The sequence below is a fragment of the Serratia odorifera genome (assembly GCF_041448735.1).
GTDB classification, from domain to species: domain Bacteria; phylum Pseudomonadota; class Gammaproteobacteria; order Enterobacterales; family Enterobacteriaceae; genus Serratia_F; species Serratia_F odorifera.
Genome location: NZ_JBGMUT010000005.1, coordinates 132,794 through 147,800, shown reverse-complemented (window position 1 = coordinate 147,800; position 15,007 = coordinate 132,794). Strand labels below are relative to the sequence as shown.

The 15,007-nt window shown below is 54.0% G+C and carries 18 protein-coding genes and 1 other RNA gene; 9 read left to right on the top strand and 10 right to left on the bottom strand.

Going from position 1 to position 15,007, the window contains the following annotated elements; all coding sequences use genetic code 11:
- Positions 1-69: 69 nt before the first annotated feature.
- The gene (locus tag ACCC84_RS14870) at positions 70-423 is read right to left on the bottom strand and encodes a DsrE/DsrF/TusD sulfur relay family protein (protein WP_039992404.1); all 354 of its coding nucleotides are present in this window, start codon (positions 421-423) and stop codon (positions 70-72) included.
- A gap of 19 nt (positions 424-442) precedes the next feature.
- Entirely contained in the window at positions 443-1,123 is a 681-nt protein-coding gene (gene acrR, locus ACCC84_RS14865) for a multidrug efflux transporter transcriptional repressor AcrR (protein WP_004954531.1), read from the bottom strand.
- A 142-nt stretch (positions 1,124-1,265) separates the two neighbouring features.
- Between acrR and sdeX the strand changes: the two genes are divergently transcribed.
- The 4 genes from sdeX (at position 1,266) to ykgO (ending at position 6,187) form a co-directional block, all read left to right on the top strand.
- Positions 1,266-2,453 carry a multidrug efflux RND transporter periplasmic adaptor subunit SdeX gene (sdeX, locus tag ACCC84_RS14860; RefSeq protein ID WP_004954534.1) on the top strand — a complete coding sequence of 396 codons (1,188 nt, stop codon included), beginning with the start codon at positions 1,266-1,268 and terminating at the stop codon, positions 2,451-2,453.
- A gap of 17 nt (positions 2,454-2,470) precedes the next feature.
- Entirely contained in the window at positions 2,471-5,617 is a 3,147-nt protein-coding gene (gene sdeY / locus ACCC84_RS14855; RefSeq protein ID WP_004954537.1) for a multidrug efflux RND transporter permease subunit SdeY, read from the top strand.
- Between the two features lie 163 nt (positions 5,618-5,780).
- Positions 5,781-6,035 (top strand): type B 50S ribosomal protein L31, encoded by a 255-nt coding sequence (locus tag ACCC84_RS14850; RefSeq protein ID WP_004954539.1) that lies wholly within the window; start codon positions 5,781-5,783, stop codon positions 6,033-6,035.
- Positions 6,036-6,046: 11 nt separating this feature from the next.
- Complete coding sequence (gene ykgO / locus ACCC84_RS14845) at positions 6,047-6,187, top strand: type B 50S ribosomal protein L36 (RefSeq protein WP_004954542.1); 141 nt, start codon at positions 6,047-6,049, stop codon at positions 6,185-6,187.
- Between the two features lie 118 nt (positions 6,188-6,305).
- Here ykgO and ACCC84_RS14840 read toward each other — a convergent pair whose 3' ends face one another.
- Genes ACCC84_RS14840 through ACCC84_RS14825 form a run of 4 tightly spaced genes read right to left on the bottom strand, consistent with a single transcriptional unit; the run spans position 6,306 to position 8,921 of the window.
- On the bottom strand, positions 6,306-7,184 hold the full coding sequence (locus tag ACCC84_RS14840; RefSeq protein WP_039991040.1) for a metal ABC transporter substrate-binding protein: 879 nt from the start codon (positions 7,182-7,184) through the stop codon (positions 6,306-6,308).
- A gap of 26 nt (positions 7,185-7,210) precedes the next feature.
- Positions 7,211-8,068, bottom strand: a complete 858-nt coding sequence (locus ACCC84_RS14835) for a metal ABC transporter permease (RefSeq protein WP_198773344.1) — start codon at positions 8,066-8,068, stop codon at positions 7,211-7,213.
- Entirely contained in the window at positions 8,065-8,778 is a 714-nt protein-coding gene (locus ACCC84_RS14830; protein WP_004954551.1) for a metal ABC transporter ATP-binding protein, read from the bottom strand. The genes ACCC84_RS14835 and ACCC84_RS14830 overlap by 4 nt, the downstream gene beginning before the upstream one ends.
- A complete protein-coding gene (locus tag ACCC84_RS14825) occupies positions 8,775-8,921 on the bottom strand; it encodes a hypothetical protein (protein WP_004954554.1) in 147 nt (48 codons plus the stop codon). The genes ACCC84_RS14830 and ACCC84_RS14825 overlap by 4 nt, the downstream gene beginning before the upstream one ends.
- A gap of 298 nt (positions 8,922-9,219) precedes the next feature.
- Between ACCC84_RS14825 and ACCC84_RS14820 the strand changes: the two genes are divergently transcribed.
- The 3 genes from ACCC84_RS14820 to ACCC84_RS14810 all read left to right on the top strand — a co-directional run bounded on the left by ACCC84_RS14820 (position 9,220) and on the right by ACCC84_RS14810 (position 10,355).
- Entirely contained in the window at positions 9,220-9,573 is a 354-nt protein-coding gene (locus ACCC84_RS14820; RefSeq protein ID WP_273868968.1) for a hypothetical protein, read from the top strand.
- A 158-nt stretch (positions 9,574-9,731) separates the two neighbouring features.
- The gene (gene tomB / locus ACCC84_RS14815; RefSeq protein WP_004954559.1) at positions 9,732-10,100 is read left to right on the top strand and encodes an Hha toxicity modulator TomB; all 369 of its coding nucleotides are present in this window, start codon (positions 9,732-9,734) and stop codon (positions 10,098-10,100) included.
- Positions 10,101-10,151: 51 nt separating this feature from the next.
- Positions 10,152-10,355 (top strand): HHA domain-containing protein, encoded by a 204-nt coding sequence (locus ACCC84_RS14810; protein WP_088499884.1) that lies wholly within the window; start codon positions 10,152-10,154, stop codon positions 10,353-10,355.
- A 489-nt stretch (positions 10,356-10,844) separates the two neighbouring features.
- Here ACCC84_RS14810 and ffs read toward each other — a convergent pair.
- An RNA gene (gene ffs, locus ACCC84_RS14805) (signal recognition particle sRNA small type) lies at positions 10,845-10,941 on the bottom strand.
- Between the two features lie 155 nt (positions 10,942-11,096).
- Between ffs and ACCC84_RS14800 the strand changes: the two genes are divergently transcribed.
- The gene (locus ACCC84_RS14800) at positions 11,097-11,414 is read left to right on the top strand and encodes an MGMT family protein (protein ID WP_039991041.1); all 318 of its coding nucleotides are present in this window, start codon (positions 11,097-11,099) and stop codon (positions 11,412-11,414) included.
- A 63-nt stretch (positions 11,415-11,477) separates the two neighbouring features.
- Here ACCC84_RS14800 and ACCC84_RS14795 read toward each other — a convergent pair whose 3' ends face one another.
- The gene (locus ACCC84_RS14795; RefSeq protein WP_004954567.1) at positions 11,478-11,972 is read right to left on the bottom strand and encodes a YbaY family lipoprotein; all 495 of its coding nucleotides are present in this window, start codon (positions 11,970-11,972) and stop codon (positions 11,478-11,480) included.
- A gap of 229 nt (positions 11,973-12,201) precedes the next feature.
- Between ACCC84_RS14795 and tesB the strand changes: the two genes are divergently transcribed.
- Positions 12,202-13,065: an acyl-CoA thioesterase II gene (tesB, locus tag ACCC84_RS14790; protein WP_004954570.1), complete on the top strand. Its 864-nt coding sequence runs from the start codon at positions 12,202-12,204 to the stop codon at positions 13,063-13,065.
- Between the two features lie 101 nt (positions 13,066-13,166).
- On the opposite strand, the gene amtB is transcribed toward tesB, so the two are convergent.
- Both amtB and glnK read right to left on the bottom strand, forming a co-directional pair.
- Positions 13,167-14,453 carry an ammonium transporter AmtB gene (gene amtB / locus ACCC84_RS14785; protein WP_004954573.1) on the bottom strand — a complete coding sequence of 429 codons (1,287 nt, stop codon included), beginning with the start codon at positions 14,451-14,453 and terminating at the stop codon, positions 13,167-13,169.
- 36 nt (positions 14,454-14,489) lie between these two features.
- A complete protein-coding gene (glnK, locus tag ACCC84_RS14780) occupies positions 14,490-14,828 on the bottom strand; it encodes a P-II family nitrogen regulator (protein ID WP_004949337.1) in 339 nt (112 codons plus the stop codon).
- Between the last annotated feature and the right edge of the window lie 179 nt (positions 14,829-15,007).

Sequence of the window (15,007 nt, the reverse complement as noted above, 5' to 3'; positions counted from 1 at the left end):
GCATGTTCGCCACCTGGCAAAAAACGAGAAAAATATTGCCGATGATGAATGGCGCGACAGGCCGCCTGCTCAGAACGTCAGAACTTTGTCCGCTGCCAGCGTCCACTGCGCCAGTTCAATCAGTGTCCCGATTTCCACCCCGTCGACCAGCGTCAATCTGCTGACGCCACGCGCATCGGCGCAGGTTTTACACAGTCTGATCGGCACCTGTTGGGCGCTGAGAATTTCCAGCATCTGCTGCAGATGGTAGCCTTCGTGCGGCTGCTGCCCGGCGATACCGGCAATCACCGCGTCAGACATCAAAAACAGTTTCAAATCCAGCGCCTGTTGCTGCTCTTTCAAGGCAATCGCCAGACGCAGTGCATTGAACAGCGATTCCTGCCCGTAGGCCGCACCGCTGGCAATCAGTACCATTGAAGACATCATTCCTCCCTGCTTGCAGTTAAAGGGGGCAGTCAGCACGTTGCGACAACGCCGCCCGCTCACCCGGTTTGATACGCAACGTTGGGCAGTATTGCGCCATTTCGATAAACGCATCAACCAACGTTGCTGCCTCGCGCTTCAAATCAAAGCTTTCCGGCATAAAAAGCCAGTTTTCCATCAGGCCGGTAACATAGGCACGTAAAATAATAGCCGCACGGCGAATATGCAGATCCACCGGAAGCTGGTTATGACGGATGCAGTTCTGCAGCACCGATTCAATGCGTTCGTAGCTTTCCAGGTACAACACCTTGCGCACATCATGTAACGGCATCATTTCGCCCACAAACTCGCATTTATGAAATATAATCTCCATCAATGCGCGTCGGCGGACGTCCTCTACCGTAGCGGTCAAGATGTAAATCAGGATTTCCCTTAAAATCCTCAGTGGATTCTCTGGAAACTTTGCCTGATACTCTACTTCGAGGTCGCCTATTTTCGATTCTGATAATTCCCAAACTTCGTTAAACAGGTCTACCTTATTTTTGAAGTGCCAATAAATTGCACCACGCGTAACCCCGGCTGCGGTGGCAATATCTGTCAGTGACGTTGCAGAAACGCCACGTTCAGAGAATTCTCTAACCGCAGCATCAAGAATGTGCTGTCGGGTTTCTTGCGCCTGCTGTTTGGTTTTTCGTGCCATGGCGTTGTTTTTTAGGGGGACTGTGATTTACATACATTCGCGAATGTATGTACCATAGCACGCACATATAATTAACGCAGCAATGGGTTTTAATGCTTGTGATCCATTGATCATTTTGAAATCGGACACTTGAGGTTTTTCTATGAACAAAAACAGAGGGTTAACGCCTCTGGCGGCAGTTCTGATGCTTTCCGGCAGCTTAGTGCTTACAGGATGTAATGATAAAGAAGCCCAACAGCAAGGCGCTCAACAACCGGCCCCTGAAGTGGGTGTGGTGACCCTGAAAACCGAACCTCTCAACATTACTACCGATCTCCCTGGTCGCACCGCTGCGTATCGCATCGCCGAAGTTCGTCCGCAGGTCAGTGGTATTATTCTGAAACGCAACTTTGTTGAAGGCAGTGATATCAAAGCCGGTGAATCGCTGTACCAGATCGATCCCGCGACTTATCAAGCCACCTACGACAGCGCCAAAGGCGATCTGGCCAAGGCACAGGCCGCAGCCGACATCGCCCGTCTGACGGTCAACCGTTACAAACCATTGCTGGGTACCAATTACATCAGTAAGCAGGATTACGATACCGCCATCTCCACCTTGCAGCAGAACAATGCGGCAGTGGTCGCGGCCAAGGCTGCGGTAGAAACGGCGCGCATCAATCTGGCCTACACCAAGGTGACGTCACCGATTTCCGGGCGTATCGGCAAATCCGCCGTTACCGAAGGTGCGCTGGTGACCAGCGGTCAAACCAACGCGTTGTCTACCGTACAACAGTTGGATCCGATGTACGTTGACGTTACCCAGTCCAGCAACGATTTCCTGCGTCTGAAACAGGAACTGGCCAGCGGCTCGCTGAAGCAGGAAAACGGCAAGGCCAAGGTCAAGCTGCTGCTGGAGAACGGCCAGACCTACGCCCAGGAAGGCACGCTGGAATTCTCTGACGTGACCGTTGATGAAACCACCGGTTCCATCACCATTCGCGCCGTGTTCCCTAACCCGAAAGATGAACTGTTGCCTGGCATGTTCGTGCGCGCCCGTCTGGATGAAGGCGTTCGCAACGACGCGCTGCTGGTACCACAGCAGGGCGTAACGCGTAACCCGCGTGGCGATGCGACTGCGCTGGTAGTCGGTGCAGACAACAAGGTGGAACTGCGTTCACTGAAAGCGGATCAGGCAATTGGCGACAAATGGCTGGTCAGCGAAGGGTTGAAAGCCGGCGATCGCGTTATTGTCACCGGGTTGATGAAAGTCAAACCTGGCGCGCAGGTAAAAGCACAAGAAGTTGACACTCAGGCGCAAAAACAGCCGCAGGCTGACGCGCAGAAGTCATAAAAAGGAGCCGGTAATACATGGCTAAGTTCTTTATAGATCGCCCTATTTTCGCCTGGGTAATCGCCATCATCGTGATGTTGGCGGGGGTGCTTGCGATAATGAAACTGCCGATTGCGCAGTATCCGACTATCGCACCACCGGCGGTGACGATCTCCGCCACCTATCCTGGCGCTGATGCCACGACGGTGCAGGACACCGTGACACAGATTATCGAACAGAACATGAACGGTATCGATAATCTGATGTACATGTCCTCATCCAGTGACTCCTCTGGTAGCGTACAAATTACCCTGACGTTTGAATCTGGCACCGACCCTGACATCGCGCAGGTTCAGGTCCAGAACAAACTGTCACTGGCAACGCCACTGTTGCCGCAAGAGGTGCAACAGCAAGGCCTGAAAGTAGAAAAATCCAGCAGCAGCTTCCTGATGGTGGCCGGCTTCGTTTCCGACGATCCGAACATGACCCAGGATGATATTGCGGACTACGTGGCTTCCAACATCAAAGACCCGATCAGCCGTTCTTCCGGCGTGGGTGAAGTTCAGCTGTTCGGTGCGCAATACGCGATGCGCGTCTGGCTCGATCCGAACAAGATGAATAACTTCCAGCTGACGACCACCGATGTCACCAGCGCAATCACCGAGCAGAACAACCAGATTGCCGCAGGGCAGCTGGGCGGTATGCCTCCGGTACCGGGCCAGCAGTTGAACGCTTCGATCATTGCGCAGACCCGTCTGAAGTCACCGGAAGAGTTTGGCAAGATCCTGCTGAAGGTTAACAGCGACGGTTCGCAGGTGCGTCTGAAAGACGTGGCGCGCATCGAACGCGGTGCCGAAAACTATTCGGTAACGGCACGCTTCAACGGCAAGCCGGCGGCAGGTCTGGGTATCAAACTGGCTACCGGCGCCAACGCCCTGAACACCGCAGCTGGCGTAAAAGAAGAGCTCGGCAAGCTGGCTCCGTTCTTCCCGCAAGGGATGAAAGTGGTTTATCCGTACGACACCACCCCATTCGTCAAGATTTCGATTAATGAAGTGGTGAAAACGCTGTTCGAAGCGATCGTGCTGGTGTTCCTGGTCATGTATCTGTTCTTGCAGAACTTCCGTGCGACCTTGATTCCAACCATCGCAGTGCCGGTCGTGTTGCTGGGGACATTTGCCATACTTGCGGCGTTCGGCTTCTCGATAAACACCCTGACGATGTTCGGCATGGTGTTGGCGATAGGCCTATTGGTGGATGATGCCATCGTGGTGGTGGAAAACGTCGAGCGTGTAATGTCCGAAGAGGGGCTACCGCCGAAAGAAGCTACCAGAAAATCGATGGACCAAATCCAGGGTGCGCTGGTCGGCATTGCGCTGGTGCTGTCAGCGGTATTCGTACCTATGGCGTTCTTCGGCGGTTCTACCGGGGCAATTTACCGTCAGTTCTCGATTACCATCGTTTCGGCAATGGCCCTGTCGGTGCTGGTTGCGTTGATTCTGACGCCGGCGCTGTGTGCCACCCTGCTCAAACCGGTAGCGAAAGGCGACCACGGCGTGAAGACCGGCTTCTTCGGCTGGTTCAACCGCATGTTCGAAAAGAGCACGCACCACTACACCGACAGCGTAGCCAACATTCTGCGCAGCACCGGTCGTTACCTGCTGATCTACCTGCTGATCGTCGTCGGCATGGCGTTCCTGTTCCTGCGCCTGCCGTCCTCGTTCCTGCCGGATGAAGATCAGGGCATCCTGCTGACCATGGTGCAGTTGCCTGCCGGTGCCACCGAAGCGCGTACCTCGAAAGTGCTGGAAGAAGTCACCGACTACTTCCTGACGAAAGAGAAAGACAACGTAGTGTCGGTGTTTACCGTTGCCGGCTTCGGCTTTAACGGTAATGGCCAGAACAACGGTCTGTCCTTCGTCAGCCTGAAGAACTGGGACGAACGTCCGGGCACCGAGAACAAGGTTGAAGCGATTGCCGGCCGAGCCATGGCTGCCTTCTCGCAAATCAAGGACGGTATGGTCATTCCGTTCAACCTGCCCGCGATTATCGAGTTGGGCACCGCGACCGGCTTCGACTTTGAATTGATCGACCAGGGCGGTCTGGGACACGAAAAACTGACCGAAGCGCGTAACCAGTTGTTGGGGATGGCTGCACAGCATCCGGATATGCTGGTCGGTATGCGTCCTAACGGTCTGGAAGATACGCCACAGTTCAAACTGACCGTCGATCAGGAAAAAGCCAAGGCGTTGGGCGTCAGCATTACCACCATCAACAGTACGCTGACCACCGCGCTGGGTGGTTCGTACGTCAACGACTTCATCGACCGTGGTCGTGTGAAGAAGGTTTACGTACAGGCTGATGCGCCGTTCCGTATGTTGCCGAACGACATCAACAACTGGTATGTGCGTGGCGATAGCGGCCAGATGGTTCCGTTCTCCTCCTTCGCTACCGCGAAGTGGGAATACGGCTCACCGCGTCTGGAGCGTTACAACGGTCTGCCATCGATGGAAATCCTCGGCCAGGCTGCACCCGGCAAGAGTACCGGTGAAGCCATGAACCTGATGGAAGAACTGGCGTCGAAACTGCCAAGCGGCGTTGGCTATGACTGGACCGGTATGTCCTACCAGGAACGTCTGTCCGGTAACCAGGCCCCTTCACTGTATGCCATCTCGATTCTGGTGGTGTTCCTGTGTCTGGCGGCGCTGTATGAAAGCTGGTCGATTCCGTTCTCGGTGATGCTGGTTCTGCCACTGGGGGTTATCGGTGCGCTGCTGGCGGCAACCATGCGCGGTATGAACAACGACGTTTACTTCCAGGTGGGCCTGCTGACAACCATTGGGCTATCGGCGAAGAACGCGATATTGATCGTGGAATTCGCCAAGGATCTGATGGAAAAAGAGGGCAAGGGACTGATCGAGTCAACGCTGGAAGCGGTTCGTATGCGTTTGCGTCCGATTCTGATGACCTCGCTGGCCTTCATCCTCGGGGTACTGCCGCTGGTTATCAGCAGCGGCGCTGGCTCCGGTGCGCAGAACGCGGTAGGTACCGGCGTTATGGGCGGGATGATCACCGCAACCGTGCTGGCGATCTTCTTTGTTCCGGTGTTCTTCGTGGTGGTACGCCGCCGCTTCTCCAAGAAGAACGAAGACATCGAACATTCTCACCCGGTTGAGCATCGCTGATCCCCTTCTTCCCTGAATACCAAGGCCGCTTATGCGGCCTTTTTTTATGCTTCCCTCTCCCGCCACGCGCAATGGCCGCTGTGCGTCGACAATTTATACTTGATCGAATACGCCGTTCGGCGCATACTAATTGTTATAGTATAACATTACATGAGAGGTCATCATGAAAGCCGATATCCATCCAGAATACCGTACCGTGGTGTTTCACGATCTGAGCGCCAATGCCTATTTCAAAGTAGGGTCGACCATCAAGACCGATCGCACTATCGATCATGACGGGGAAACTCTGCCGTATGTCACCATCGACGTCTCTTCCGCTTCGCATCCGTACTACACCGGCAAGCAGAAAGAGTTTTCCAAAGAAGGCAGCACCGCGCGCTTCCAGCAGCGTTTCGGTCGATTTATTGGCAGTAAGTAAAGGGAATCAGCATGCAGGTTTTGAGTTCATTGCGTTCGGCGAAAAATCGCCATCCAGATTGCCGCGTGGTGCGTCGCAAAGGCCGCATCTACGTGATCTGCAAGTCCAATCCGCGTTTTAAAGCGGTACAGGGACGTAAGAAAAAGCGTTAACTGCCGTAGACAACCTGGTTTATCGTCAAAGCCCCGTGACTGTTCAACGGGGCTTTTTTATTTTCCATTAGCGGCCAGTTCTGACAAGCCCCGCCGTCCTGGCGGGGCTAAACCACGGTTACTTCATGCTGGCGACAAGGGTTTCGACGTTGTGTTTGAACGCCTGAACATAGGTTGCTGCCGGTCCCTGGGCGGTTGACAGGGCTTCAGGATACAATTCCCCACCGGCCTTGGCGTCGGTTGCCGCAGCGATTTGCTTCACCAGGCGTGGATCGGTCTGGTTTTCGATGAAATAGGTATGCACCTTTTCCCGTTTGATCTGGCTAATCAACTGGGCAACGTCACTGGCGCTGGCCTCCGCCTCGGTAGAAAAACCTACCGGCGCCAGGAAGGTCACGCCATATTGCTGACCAAAATAACCAAACGCATCGTGACTGGTCAGCACCTTGCGCTTTTCTGCCGGCACGGCGGCAAACTCCGCCAGCGCCCAGCGATCGAGCCGTTGCAGCTGCTGTATGTATTCGGCGCCGCGCTGACGGAAATAGTTGGCATCCTGTGGATCGGCGGCGATCAGCGCATTCATCACGTTCGTCGCATACTGGACGCCGTTTTTCATGCTGTTCCAGGCATGCGGATCGGTAATCTGTTTGCCATCCTCTGCCATCTGGCGAGTTGAAATTCCCTGTGAGGCGGTAATCAACGGACCATGGTAACCAGAAGCGCTCACCAGCCTGTCGATCCAGCCTTCCAACCCCAAACCGCTGACAAACACCAGATCTGCCTGCGAGAGCAGTTTGCTGTCCTGGGGCGACGGTTCAAAACTGTGCGGATCGCCGTTCGGCCCCACCAGCGACGCCACCTTGACGTGCTCGCCGCCGATCTGTTTGACGATGTCGCTCAACACCGAAAAACTGGCCACCGCGTTGACGGTATTGGCCATTACCAGCGGGCTGGAAAGCAGAGCCGCCGCCACCAGCGTTATTGATAAGCCTTTCATTGGTATCTCCTTGTACATGGCACTTCTCAACGACGCGCGCGGGCATAAATCCCACCACGCCTCCCAAATAGAATCGAAATGAAAAATATCAGACTGGCACTGAGCACGATCGCCGGGCCGGCGGGCAGCGATGCATAATAAGACCACAGCAGTCCGACGATACTGGCGAGTGCGGCGATCGCCATCGACGCCGCCAGAGTCTGCGGCAGATTACCTGCCCAGAAGCGCGCACTGGCGGCCGGTAACATCATCAGCCCAACCGACATCAGAGTGCCTAGAATTTGAAACCCGGCCACCAGATTGACCACCACCAACGCCAAAAAAAGACCATGCCCCCATGCCAGCCAGCGCGGTGCGCCAACGCGTAAAAAGGTCGCGTCAAACGATTCGATCACCAGCGCCCGGTACAACGCGGCCAGCGCCAGCAACGACACGCTGGCGATACCGCCCACCATCACCATGGCATGGCTGTCCACCGCCAGAATCGAGCCAAACAATACGTGCAGCAAGTCAACGCTGGAGCCGCGCAGCGATACCAGCGTCACTCCTAGCGCCAGCGAACCGAGGTAGAAACCGGCGAAGCTGGCATCCTCCTTGAGCGGCGTATGGCGGCTAACCAGGCCGGAAAGCATCGCCACCGCCAGACCGGCGATAAACCCGCCAATCCCCATCGCCACCAATGACATGCCGGAAATCAAATAGCCGATCGCCGCGCCGGGCAGTACCGCATGCGACAGCGCATCACCCACCAGGCTCATGCGGCGCAATAGCAGGAACACTCCGAGCGGCGCAGTGCTGAGCGACAGTGCCAGACAGGCCACCAGCGCCCGGCGCATAAAACCGAAGGATACGAAGGGATCGATCAGCAGATGAAGCAACATCATGGCGCAACCTTGATCCGGCTAACCGGGGAACTGGCGGCATGCAGCAACGGCAGTTGCGCGAGAACGCAGTCAGCATCGCCCCAATGGCAGTCCTGTGGCGTCAACAGCAATGCCTGAGGGAAATGCCCGGCCACCATCGCCATATCGTGTAAAACTGCGATCACCGTTTGCCCCTGCTGATGCAAACGTGCAATCACCTGCAGCAATAAGCCGATCGTCGCACTGTCGATGCCGGTAAAAGGCTCATCCAGCAGGATCAGCGGCGCTTGCTGGGCTAACAACCGGGCAAATAACACCCTCTGCAACTGGCCGCCAGACAACTCACTCACTGGCGAATGCGCCATCTGGCTCATACCCACCGTGGCCAAGGCATCGGCTATCCGCTGGCGCGCGCAGGCAGTTAACCCGCCCAGCATGCCCAGTTGCCGCCAACAGCCCATGGCAACCACATCGTTGACCACGATCGGAAACTGCCGATCCAGTTCCGCCTGCTGCGGCAAATAGGCAATGGAGGGAAATTTTTTGCTGCCATAATCGATACTGCCACCCTGCAACGGCAACAGCCCGGCGATGGTTTTCAATAAAGTGGATTTGCCAGCACCGTTGACACCGATCACTGCCGTCAGCGATCCACGGGCGAAACGGCCGTTTAATGGTGGGAACAGGGCGCCGGTGCCGTAACCAAAAATCGCATGTCGTAACGCAATCATGGCAATACCACCGCCCAGTCAATAGCCAGCCATAATGCCACCAACAACAGCAGCACAGCGGCGCAACGCGCCCCGGCGGAGGCGGTGAACCAGCTGTAAACCGGCTTTGGCTCCGATTTGCCGTAGACAGAAGAATGCTTCATGTCGCTAAACGCCTTTCAGTAAATGTTATAATATAACATCACAATAGTACCGCAGGCTCAAGCGACGGAGACGATTTTATTGCAACTTAACGTAACAACCGACAATACACCCTGCATTTTTTCTCTACGTAGAACATTGAAGGTTATTGCTAAGATTGTTCTTAAATAAGCAAGGATATTTCCGATGTGGTAAACGTCTGGGAACTGTAAAAAAACTATAGTAAGTGAAAAGTCTGCCGACGACCGGGCGAAAAAAGAGTAAGATAAGGCTAACGTTGTCGAGAGCAGGCAGAGATAAATGCACGTAACCTTGGCTTGTCAGCAGAACGTTAGCGCACTTTCTAGCGATCAATTAATGAAAGTGATTAACGATCGGCTGTCAGAGTTAGTTCCCGCGTTAACCAGCGGCCTGAACTTTTATTCAGAAAATGCTCACTACACTGAGGGTTCATTAGAAATATTTGAGTTACGGCAGCTATCCACGCTTGAGTATTCAATGAGTTACCGTTATCAGTGGTACATTTTCAATGCCTGCATTGATATCTATGCTCAGGAATACCTTAGTGACAGTGTGCGTTTTAGCCTGGGTCGACAAGAGTTGGTTTTTGATATAATCGACAACTCTCGCCCGTCAACGGCAGACGAATTGTAAGATTACGTAATAATTACAGGTCAGCTGCGGAAAAATGATTTATATTAATAATACGGAAAGTTTATATAGCATCACTTAAGCTACCTCCGAGAAAGAAGTCCATCAGCTTACTCACAGAGTGTTATCACACCGAAATTAAGACTTACGGAGGGGATGATATGGATGAGTATTCGCCGAAGCGGCACGATATTGCTCAGCTCAAATTCTTGTGCGAAACTTTGTACGACGAAGGCATCGCGACTCTTGGTGACAGCCACCACGGCTGGGTAAACGATCCAACGTCTGCGGTCAACCTACAGCTTAATGAACTGATTGAGCATATTGCTTCGTTTATCATGAGCTATAAAATAAAATACATGGACGAAAGCGATTTTTCGGAACTGGTCGAAGAATATCTCGACGATACCTACACGCTGTTTAGTAGTTACGGTATTAATGATTCCGATCTGCGTCGTTGGCAAAAAACCAAAGCGCGACTATTCAGAATGTTCTCAGGAGAGGGCATCTGTACTACGATGAAAACTTAGGGGATAATTATCCCCAAACTATATCTACGGTTAATAAGACTAAAGGTTATCATGACTAAAATTGACTATCTGATGCGTTTACGTAAATGCACCACGATTGACACGCTTGAACGCGTTATAGAAAAAAACAAGTATGAACTTTCTGACGACGAGCTGGAACTTTTTTACTCTGCGGCAGATCATCGGCTGGCCGAGCTGACGATGAATAAATTGTATGACAAAGTGCCGACTGCCGTTTGGAAATACGTAAGATAATCCAAGATTTGTCTGCGTTGAGCCGATGCCGCGATCGGCCTCAATGATAACGTTATTTAATACCCTTTTTATTCCTGAAAGATATTACGTCAATATCTGGCATCATGAACAATCAATTTACTTTTTGCGACTCATTGTATCCCAACCTGGATGTGCTTATGCCATCAGTTAAAGGCCGGTTCTTGTTCCGTTAATATCCAGGCAATGAATCCCCCACTCGCCTTGCCACCGTGCAAGGATACCGCACCCTGTGCAGTGCAGTTCACGCCAACAGGGTTCGTCTGAACAAGCTACCGTTGGCAACCGTTAAATGCCCCCTACCAATCTAAGACTCCCGCCTTTCATCTACCTGTTTGCCACCGAGTCAACAGGATGCGTGAGGTGGACAGATCCCGGCAGTGACAAAACGGGTTAGGCACAGACGGTAATCATGATATTCAGGAATTGAAGACGATAACGACAGGCAGCCAGAGCTGAAATTGGTGGAGGCCCTGCCAGCTACATCCCGGCACACACGTCACCTGCTGCGGCTGCTTCCTTCCGGACCTGACCGAGTTCACAAGTTAGTGTTGCGGGAGAACCAACAGGGCCCCCATTGACGACTTCTGTACTTCGAAGCGGTGGGCATTATCGTTGATGGCACCCCAAATAGCAAGCCAACCGGGCCTGACCGCTGTTTTCTTACCCACCCTTGCTGTGGCACACTGCCAACCTGGGTTTTACAGGGTAGGTAAACAGCAGATGGAATCGACAGATGCCACCTTCCGCCAACGGGTATTTCATGTCGTCGCGGCAATTCCTGCGGGTAAAGTCACCACCTATGGCGAGGTGGCGCAACTGGCGGGATCTCCGCGCGCTGCGCGCCAGGTCGGTGGCGTATTGAAGAAGTTACCGCCAGGCAGCAGTTTGCCATGGCACCGGGTGATCAATCGTCATGGCAAAATCTCATTGCGCGGAGAGGATTTTCAGCGTCAGCGCCAGGCGTTATTGGCTGAAGGTATCCAATTTGGCATCGACGGCGTGGTCGATCTGCGCCGTTTTGGCTGGCGCCTAGAATAAAACAGCCTTTGACCTGCTGGCCAAAGGCTGTAGAACAACGCGCCGAGATAAAAATTTATCGCATTATGGCATGGCGGTTGGCGTCGCCTGCACCGGGATGTTTTGTACCGGAACCAATTGCAAATCGGCACGGGTACCGTTGCGATTAACCACTTCCTGAATGGTGTCGGTGATAAAGGTCAATTGGCCATCCACGGTGATTGCCGCGCTCAGAATGATACGTGCGTTCGGCTGAATGTCCGCCGGGTTGAAGGGTATGGCGAAGTTAAACGGTGCCTGCTGACCTTCGGTGCGAATCACCCGCTGGGCAATCACTTTGGAAGGCGCATCGGCCAGCGAAGCATCCGAAAGGGTCACCGTCAGCACCGCATTCGGCGGCAGCGCGATACGTTGACGCATATTAACCGAACCTGTCACCGCCGGGCCCTGAACCTGCATTTGCTGCGCAGTCGCCGGGCTGCCTGCTGCCGGTGTTGGCACCTCTGCACTCTTCTGGGCGCAGCCGGCCAATGTGACGGTTAATGCAGTAGCTCCACCAAGGATTTGCCAGAGTTTCATGGATCGGTCTCCTTTTTTATTCTCAACATGCTGGTGGCTTTCACCACCTGACCCATTAAACCTAGCACAAAATCCTGAAAAATTCCTATTGGCCTACCTATTAATCACTTAGCGTTCTAATAACGCTCGCTATTAAGGCAATTTCGTCTGTGCCATAACGCAAGATATTGACGTCCCGCCGTGATATTCCGCACACTGCATAAAATGATTATTAAAAGGGTAACTTTTTATGAGCCAGGCACTGCAAAATCTCCTTGAACTGCTCGATTTGGAAAAAATCGAAGAAGGGTTGTTCCGCGGCCAAAGCGAAGATCTCGGTTTGCGCCAGGTATTTGGCGGCCAGGTCGTCGGCCAGGCGCTCTACGCCGCCAAACAGACCATCCCCGCCGAACGCAGCGTGCACTCGTTCCACAGCTATTTTCTGCGTCCGGGCGACAGCAGCAAACCCATCGTCTATGACGTCGAAACGCTGCGGGACGGCAACAGCTTCAGCGCTCGCCGGGTCAGCGCCATCCAGAACGGCAAGCCGATCTTTTACATGACCGCATCGTTCCAAAGCCCGGAAGAGGGTTTTGAACATCAAAACACCATGCCGGAAGTGCCGCCGCCGGAAGGATTGATGTCGGAATCGGCAATCGCACAGAAGCTGGCGCATATGCTGCCGGAAAAGGTACGAGACAAATTTATCGGCCAGAAGCCACTCGAAATACGCCCGGTGAAATTCCATAATCCGCTGCAGGGTAGCGTAGAAGAACCACATCGCTACGTCTGGCTGCGCGCCAATGGCAACATGCCGGACGACCAGCGCATCCACCAATATCTGTTGGGGTACGCCTCGGACTTCAACTTCCTGCCAACGGCGCTACAGCCACACGGCGTCGGCTTCCTCGAACCCGGCATGCAGGTTGCCACGATTGACCATTCGATGTGGTTCCACCGCCCATTCCGCCTGGACGACTGGCTACTGTACGCGGTTGAAAGCACCTCGGCGTCCGGCGCCCGCGGCTTTGTACGCGGTCAGTTTTACACGCGCGAGGGCGTACTGGTTGCCAGCACGGTACAGGAAGGGGTTATTCGCCAGCGTCAGGCCTGATACGTCAGCAAGGAAAAGGGCGATGTGATCATCGCCCTTTTTGCATCATCATTATTTTTTATGTTTAGCGCACTGCTCTTCTTTACGACTTACTGCTTATCTTACTGGTTATAGGCACTCTCGCCGTGACTGTTGACGTCCAGGCCTTCGCGCTCCTGTTCTTCCGGTACCCGCAGCCCGACGATGGCGCCGGCCACTTTAAAGGCAATGAACGCCGCTACGCCAGACCACACCAGCGTGATGATCACGCTTAACAGCTGTACCCACACCTGGTGACCCATGGTGACGCCCTCGGCGTAACCGGTGCCGCCCAGCGACGATGCCGTGAACACGCCGGTCAACAGGCAGCCGACAATGCCACATACGCCATGCACGCCGAAGACATCACAGGTGTCGTCCACTTTCAGCCATTTCTTCAGCGTGACCACGCCCCACAGGCCGGCAACGCCGCCCACCAGACCAATGATTAACGCGCCCCCCACACCAACGGTGCCTGCGGCCGGCGTTACGGCAACCAGTCCGGCGATGCAGCCGGAGCATGCCCCCAGCAGCGACGGCTTGCCACGCACAATCCATTCGGCAAAGGTCCAGGAAAGGATCGCGCCTGCGGTAGCAACCACGGTATTAAGGAACGCCAATGCCGCAATGCCGTTGGCCGCGCTGGCCGAGCCGGCGTTGAAGCCAAACCAGCCGATATACAGAATCGAAGCCCCGGTAAACACCATTGGCAAGTTATGCGGTTTGAACGCTTCTTTGCCAAAGCCGGCGCGCTTGCCCAACAGGTAAGCCCCCACCAGGCCGGCGCTTGCGGCGTTGATATGCACCACGGTGCCGCCAGCGAAGTCCAGCGCACCGTCCGCCGCCAGGAAACCGCCGCCCCACACCATATGCGCCACCGGCAGATAGGAAATGGTGAACCAGATGGCGGCAAAAATCACCACCGCAGAAAAACGAATGCGTTCGGCGAAGCCACCGACTATCAGCGCCACGGTAATGCAGGCGAAGGAGCATTGGAACGCTACGTGGATCATTTGGCTGAAGGTGCCTGTAACGCTGTCAATACCGATGCCTTTCAGCATCGCCGTTTCAAACCCGCCAAAAAAGGCGTTGCCTTCGCTGAAGGCCAGGCTATAACCGTACAGCACCCACAGTACGCACACCAATGCAAAGGTAACGGTAACCTGCGTCAGCATCGACAGGACGTTTTTCGAGCGCAGTAAACCGCCGTAAAACAGCGCCACGCCAGGTAAGGTCATAAACAGCACCAACGCGGTGCAAATCATCATAAACGCGTTGTCTGCCTTGTCTGCTACCGCCGGAGCGGCCAGAGCCAAAGAGGGAACCAGGGTCACCGTACTCAGGCCCAACATGGATAAAAGTTTTTTCATTATCAATCCATCCCATCTACTTAACTGAGCCAGTGTTTACAGTGCTGCTTCATCTGTTTCGCCGGTGCGTATGCGAATAACACGTTGCAATTCGGCAACGAAAATCTTGCCGTCACCGATTTTGCCGGTGTAGGCAGCTTTACTAATGACATCAACCACTTCATCTAATTGATCGTCAGCGATGGCGATATCGATTTTGACCTTTGGTAAAAAGTTGACGCTGTATTCGGCACCGCGATAAAGCTCGGCATGCCCTTTCTGGCGTCCGAACCCTTTCACTTCGGTTACGGTCAGCCCTTGAATACCTACAGAGGATAGGGCTTCACGCACGTCCTCCAATTTGAACGGTTTGATCACCACGGTAACCAGCTTCATATTGCCTCTCCACGATTAAGCCCAAACTCACCCTGGGTACCAGGCTAATAAAGCAAAGGTTGTGCCATAAATGGTTTTATATGCAGTTTCAGCCAATTACCCAGCATAAGGGCAATCGCCGACGACGAAAGCCGCGCCCAGCAAGGATCGATATGCAACGGTGGTCAATTAGTGTGCAC

What these genes read in the sequence shown, in the direction of transcription:
- acrR (WP_004954531.1), bottom strand. Translation starts at nt 1,123, where the DNA reads ATGGCACGAAAAACCAAACAGCAGGCGCAAGAAACCCGACAGCACATT.
- ACCC84_RS14795 (WP_004954567.1), bottom strand. Translation starts at nt 11,972, where the DNA reads ATGAAACTCTGGCAAATCCTTGGTGGAGCTACTGCATTAACCGTCACA.
- ACCC84_RS14800 (WP_039991041.1), top strand. Translation starts at nt 11,097, where the DNA reads ATGGAATCGACAGATGCCACCTTCCGCCAACGGGTATTTCATGTCGTC.
- tomB (WP_004954559.1), top strand. Translation starts at nt 9,732, where the DNA reads ATGGATGAGTATTCGCCGAAGCGGCACGATATTGCTCAGCTCAAATTC.
- ACCC84_RS14835 (WP_198773344.1), bottom strand. Translation starts at nt 8,068, where the DNA reads ATGATGTTGCTTCATCTGCTGATCGATCCCTTCGTATCCTTCGGTTTT.
- ACCC84_RS14870 (WP_039992404.1), bottom strand. Translation starts at nt 423, where the DNA reads ATGTCTTCAATGGTACTGATTGCCAGCGGTGCGGCCTACGGGCAGGAA.
- amtB (WP_004954573.1), bottom strand. Translation starts at nt 14,453, where the DNA reads ATGAAAAAACTTTTATCCATGTTGGGCCTGAGTACGGTGACCCTGGTT.
- sdeY (WP_004954537.1), top strand. Translation starts at nt 2,471, where the DNA reads ATGGCTAAGTTCTTTATAGATCGCCCTATTTTCGCCTGGGTAATCGCC.
- ACCC84_RS14850 (WP_004954539.1), top strand. Translation starts at nt 5,781, where the DNA reads ATGAAAGCCGATATCCATCCAGAATACCGTACCGTGGTGTTTCACGAT.
- ACCC84_RS14840 (WP_039991040.1), bottom strand. Translation starts at nt 7,184, where the DNA reads ATGAAAGGCTTATCAATAACGCTGGTGGCGGCGGCTCTGCTTTCCAGC.
- ACCC84_RS14810 (WP_088499884.1), top strand. Translation starts at nt 10,152, where the DNA reads ATGACTAAAATTGACTATCTGATGCGTTTACGTAAATGCACCACGATT.
- ACCC84_RS14820 (WP_273868968.1), top strand. Translation starts at nt 9,220, where the DNA reads ATGCACGTAACCTTGGCTTGTCAGCAGAACGTTAGCGCACTTTCTAGC.
- sdeX (WP_004954534.1), top strand. Translation starts at nt 1,266, where the DNA reads ATGAACAAAAACAGAGGGTTAACGCCTCTGGCGGCAGTTCTGATGCTT.
- ykgO (WP_004954542.1), top strand. Translation starts at nt 6,047, where the DNA reads ATGCAGGTTTTGAGTTCATTGCGTTCGGCGAAAAATCGCCATCCAGAT.
- glnK (WP_004949337.1), bottom strand. Translation starts at nt 14,828, where the DNA reads ATGAAGCTGGTTACCGTGGTGATCAAACCGTTCAAATTGGAGGACGTG.
- ACCC84_RS14825 (WP_004954554.1), bottom strand. Translation starts at nt 8,921, where the DNA reads ATGAAGCATTCTTCTGTCTACGGCAAATCGGAGCCAAAGCCGGTTTAC.
- ACCC84_RS14830 (WP_004954551.1), bottom strand. Translation starts at nt 8,778, where the DNA reads ATGATTGCGTTACGACATGCGATTTTTGGTTACGGCACCGGCGCCCTG.
- tesB (WP_004954570.1), top strand. Translation starts at nt 12,202, where the DNA reads ATGAGCCAGGCACTGCAAAATCTCCTTGAACTGCTCGATTTGGAAAAA.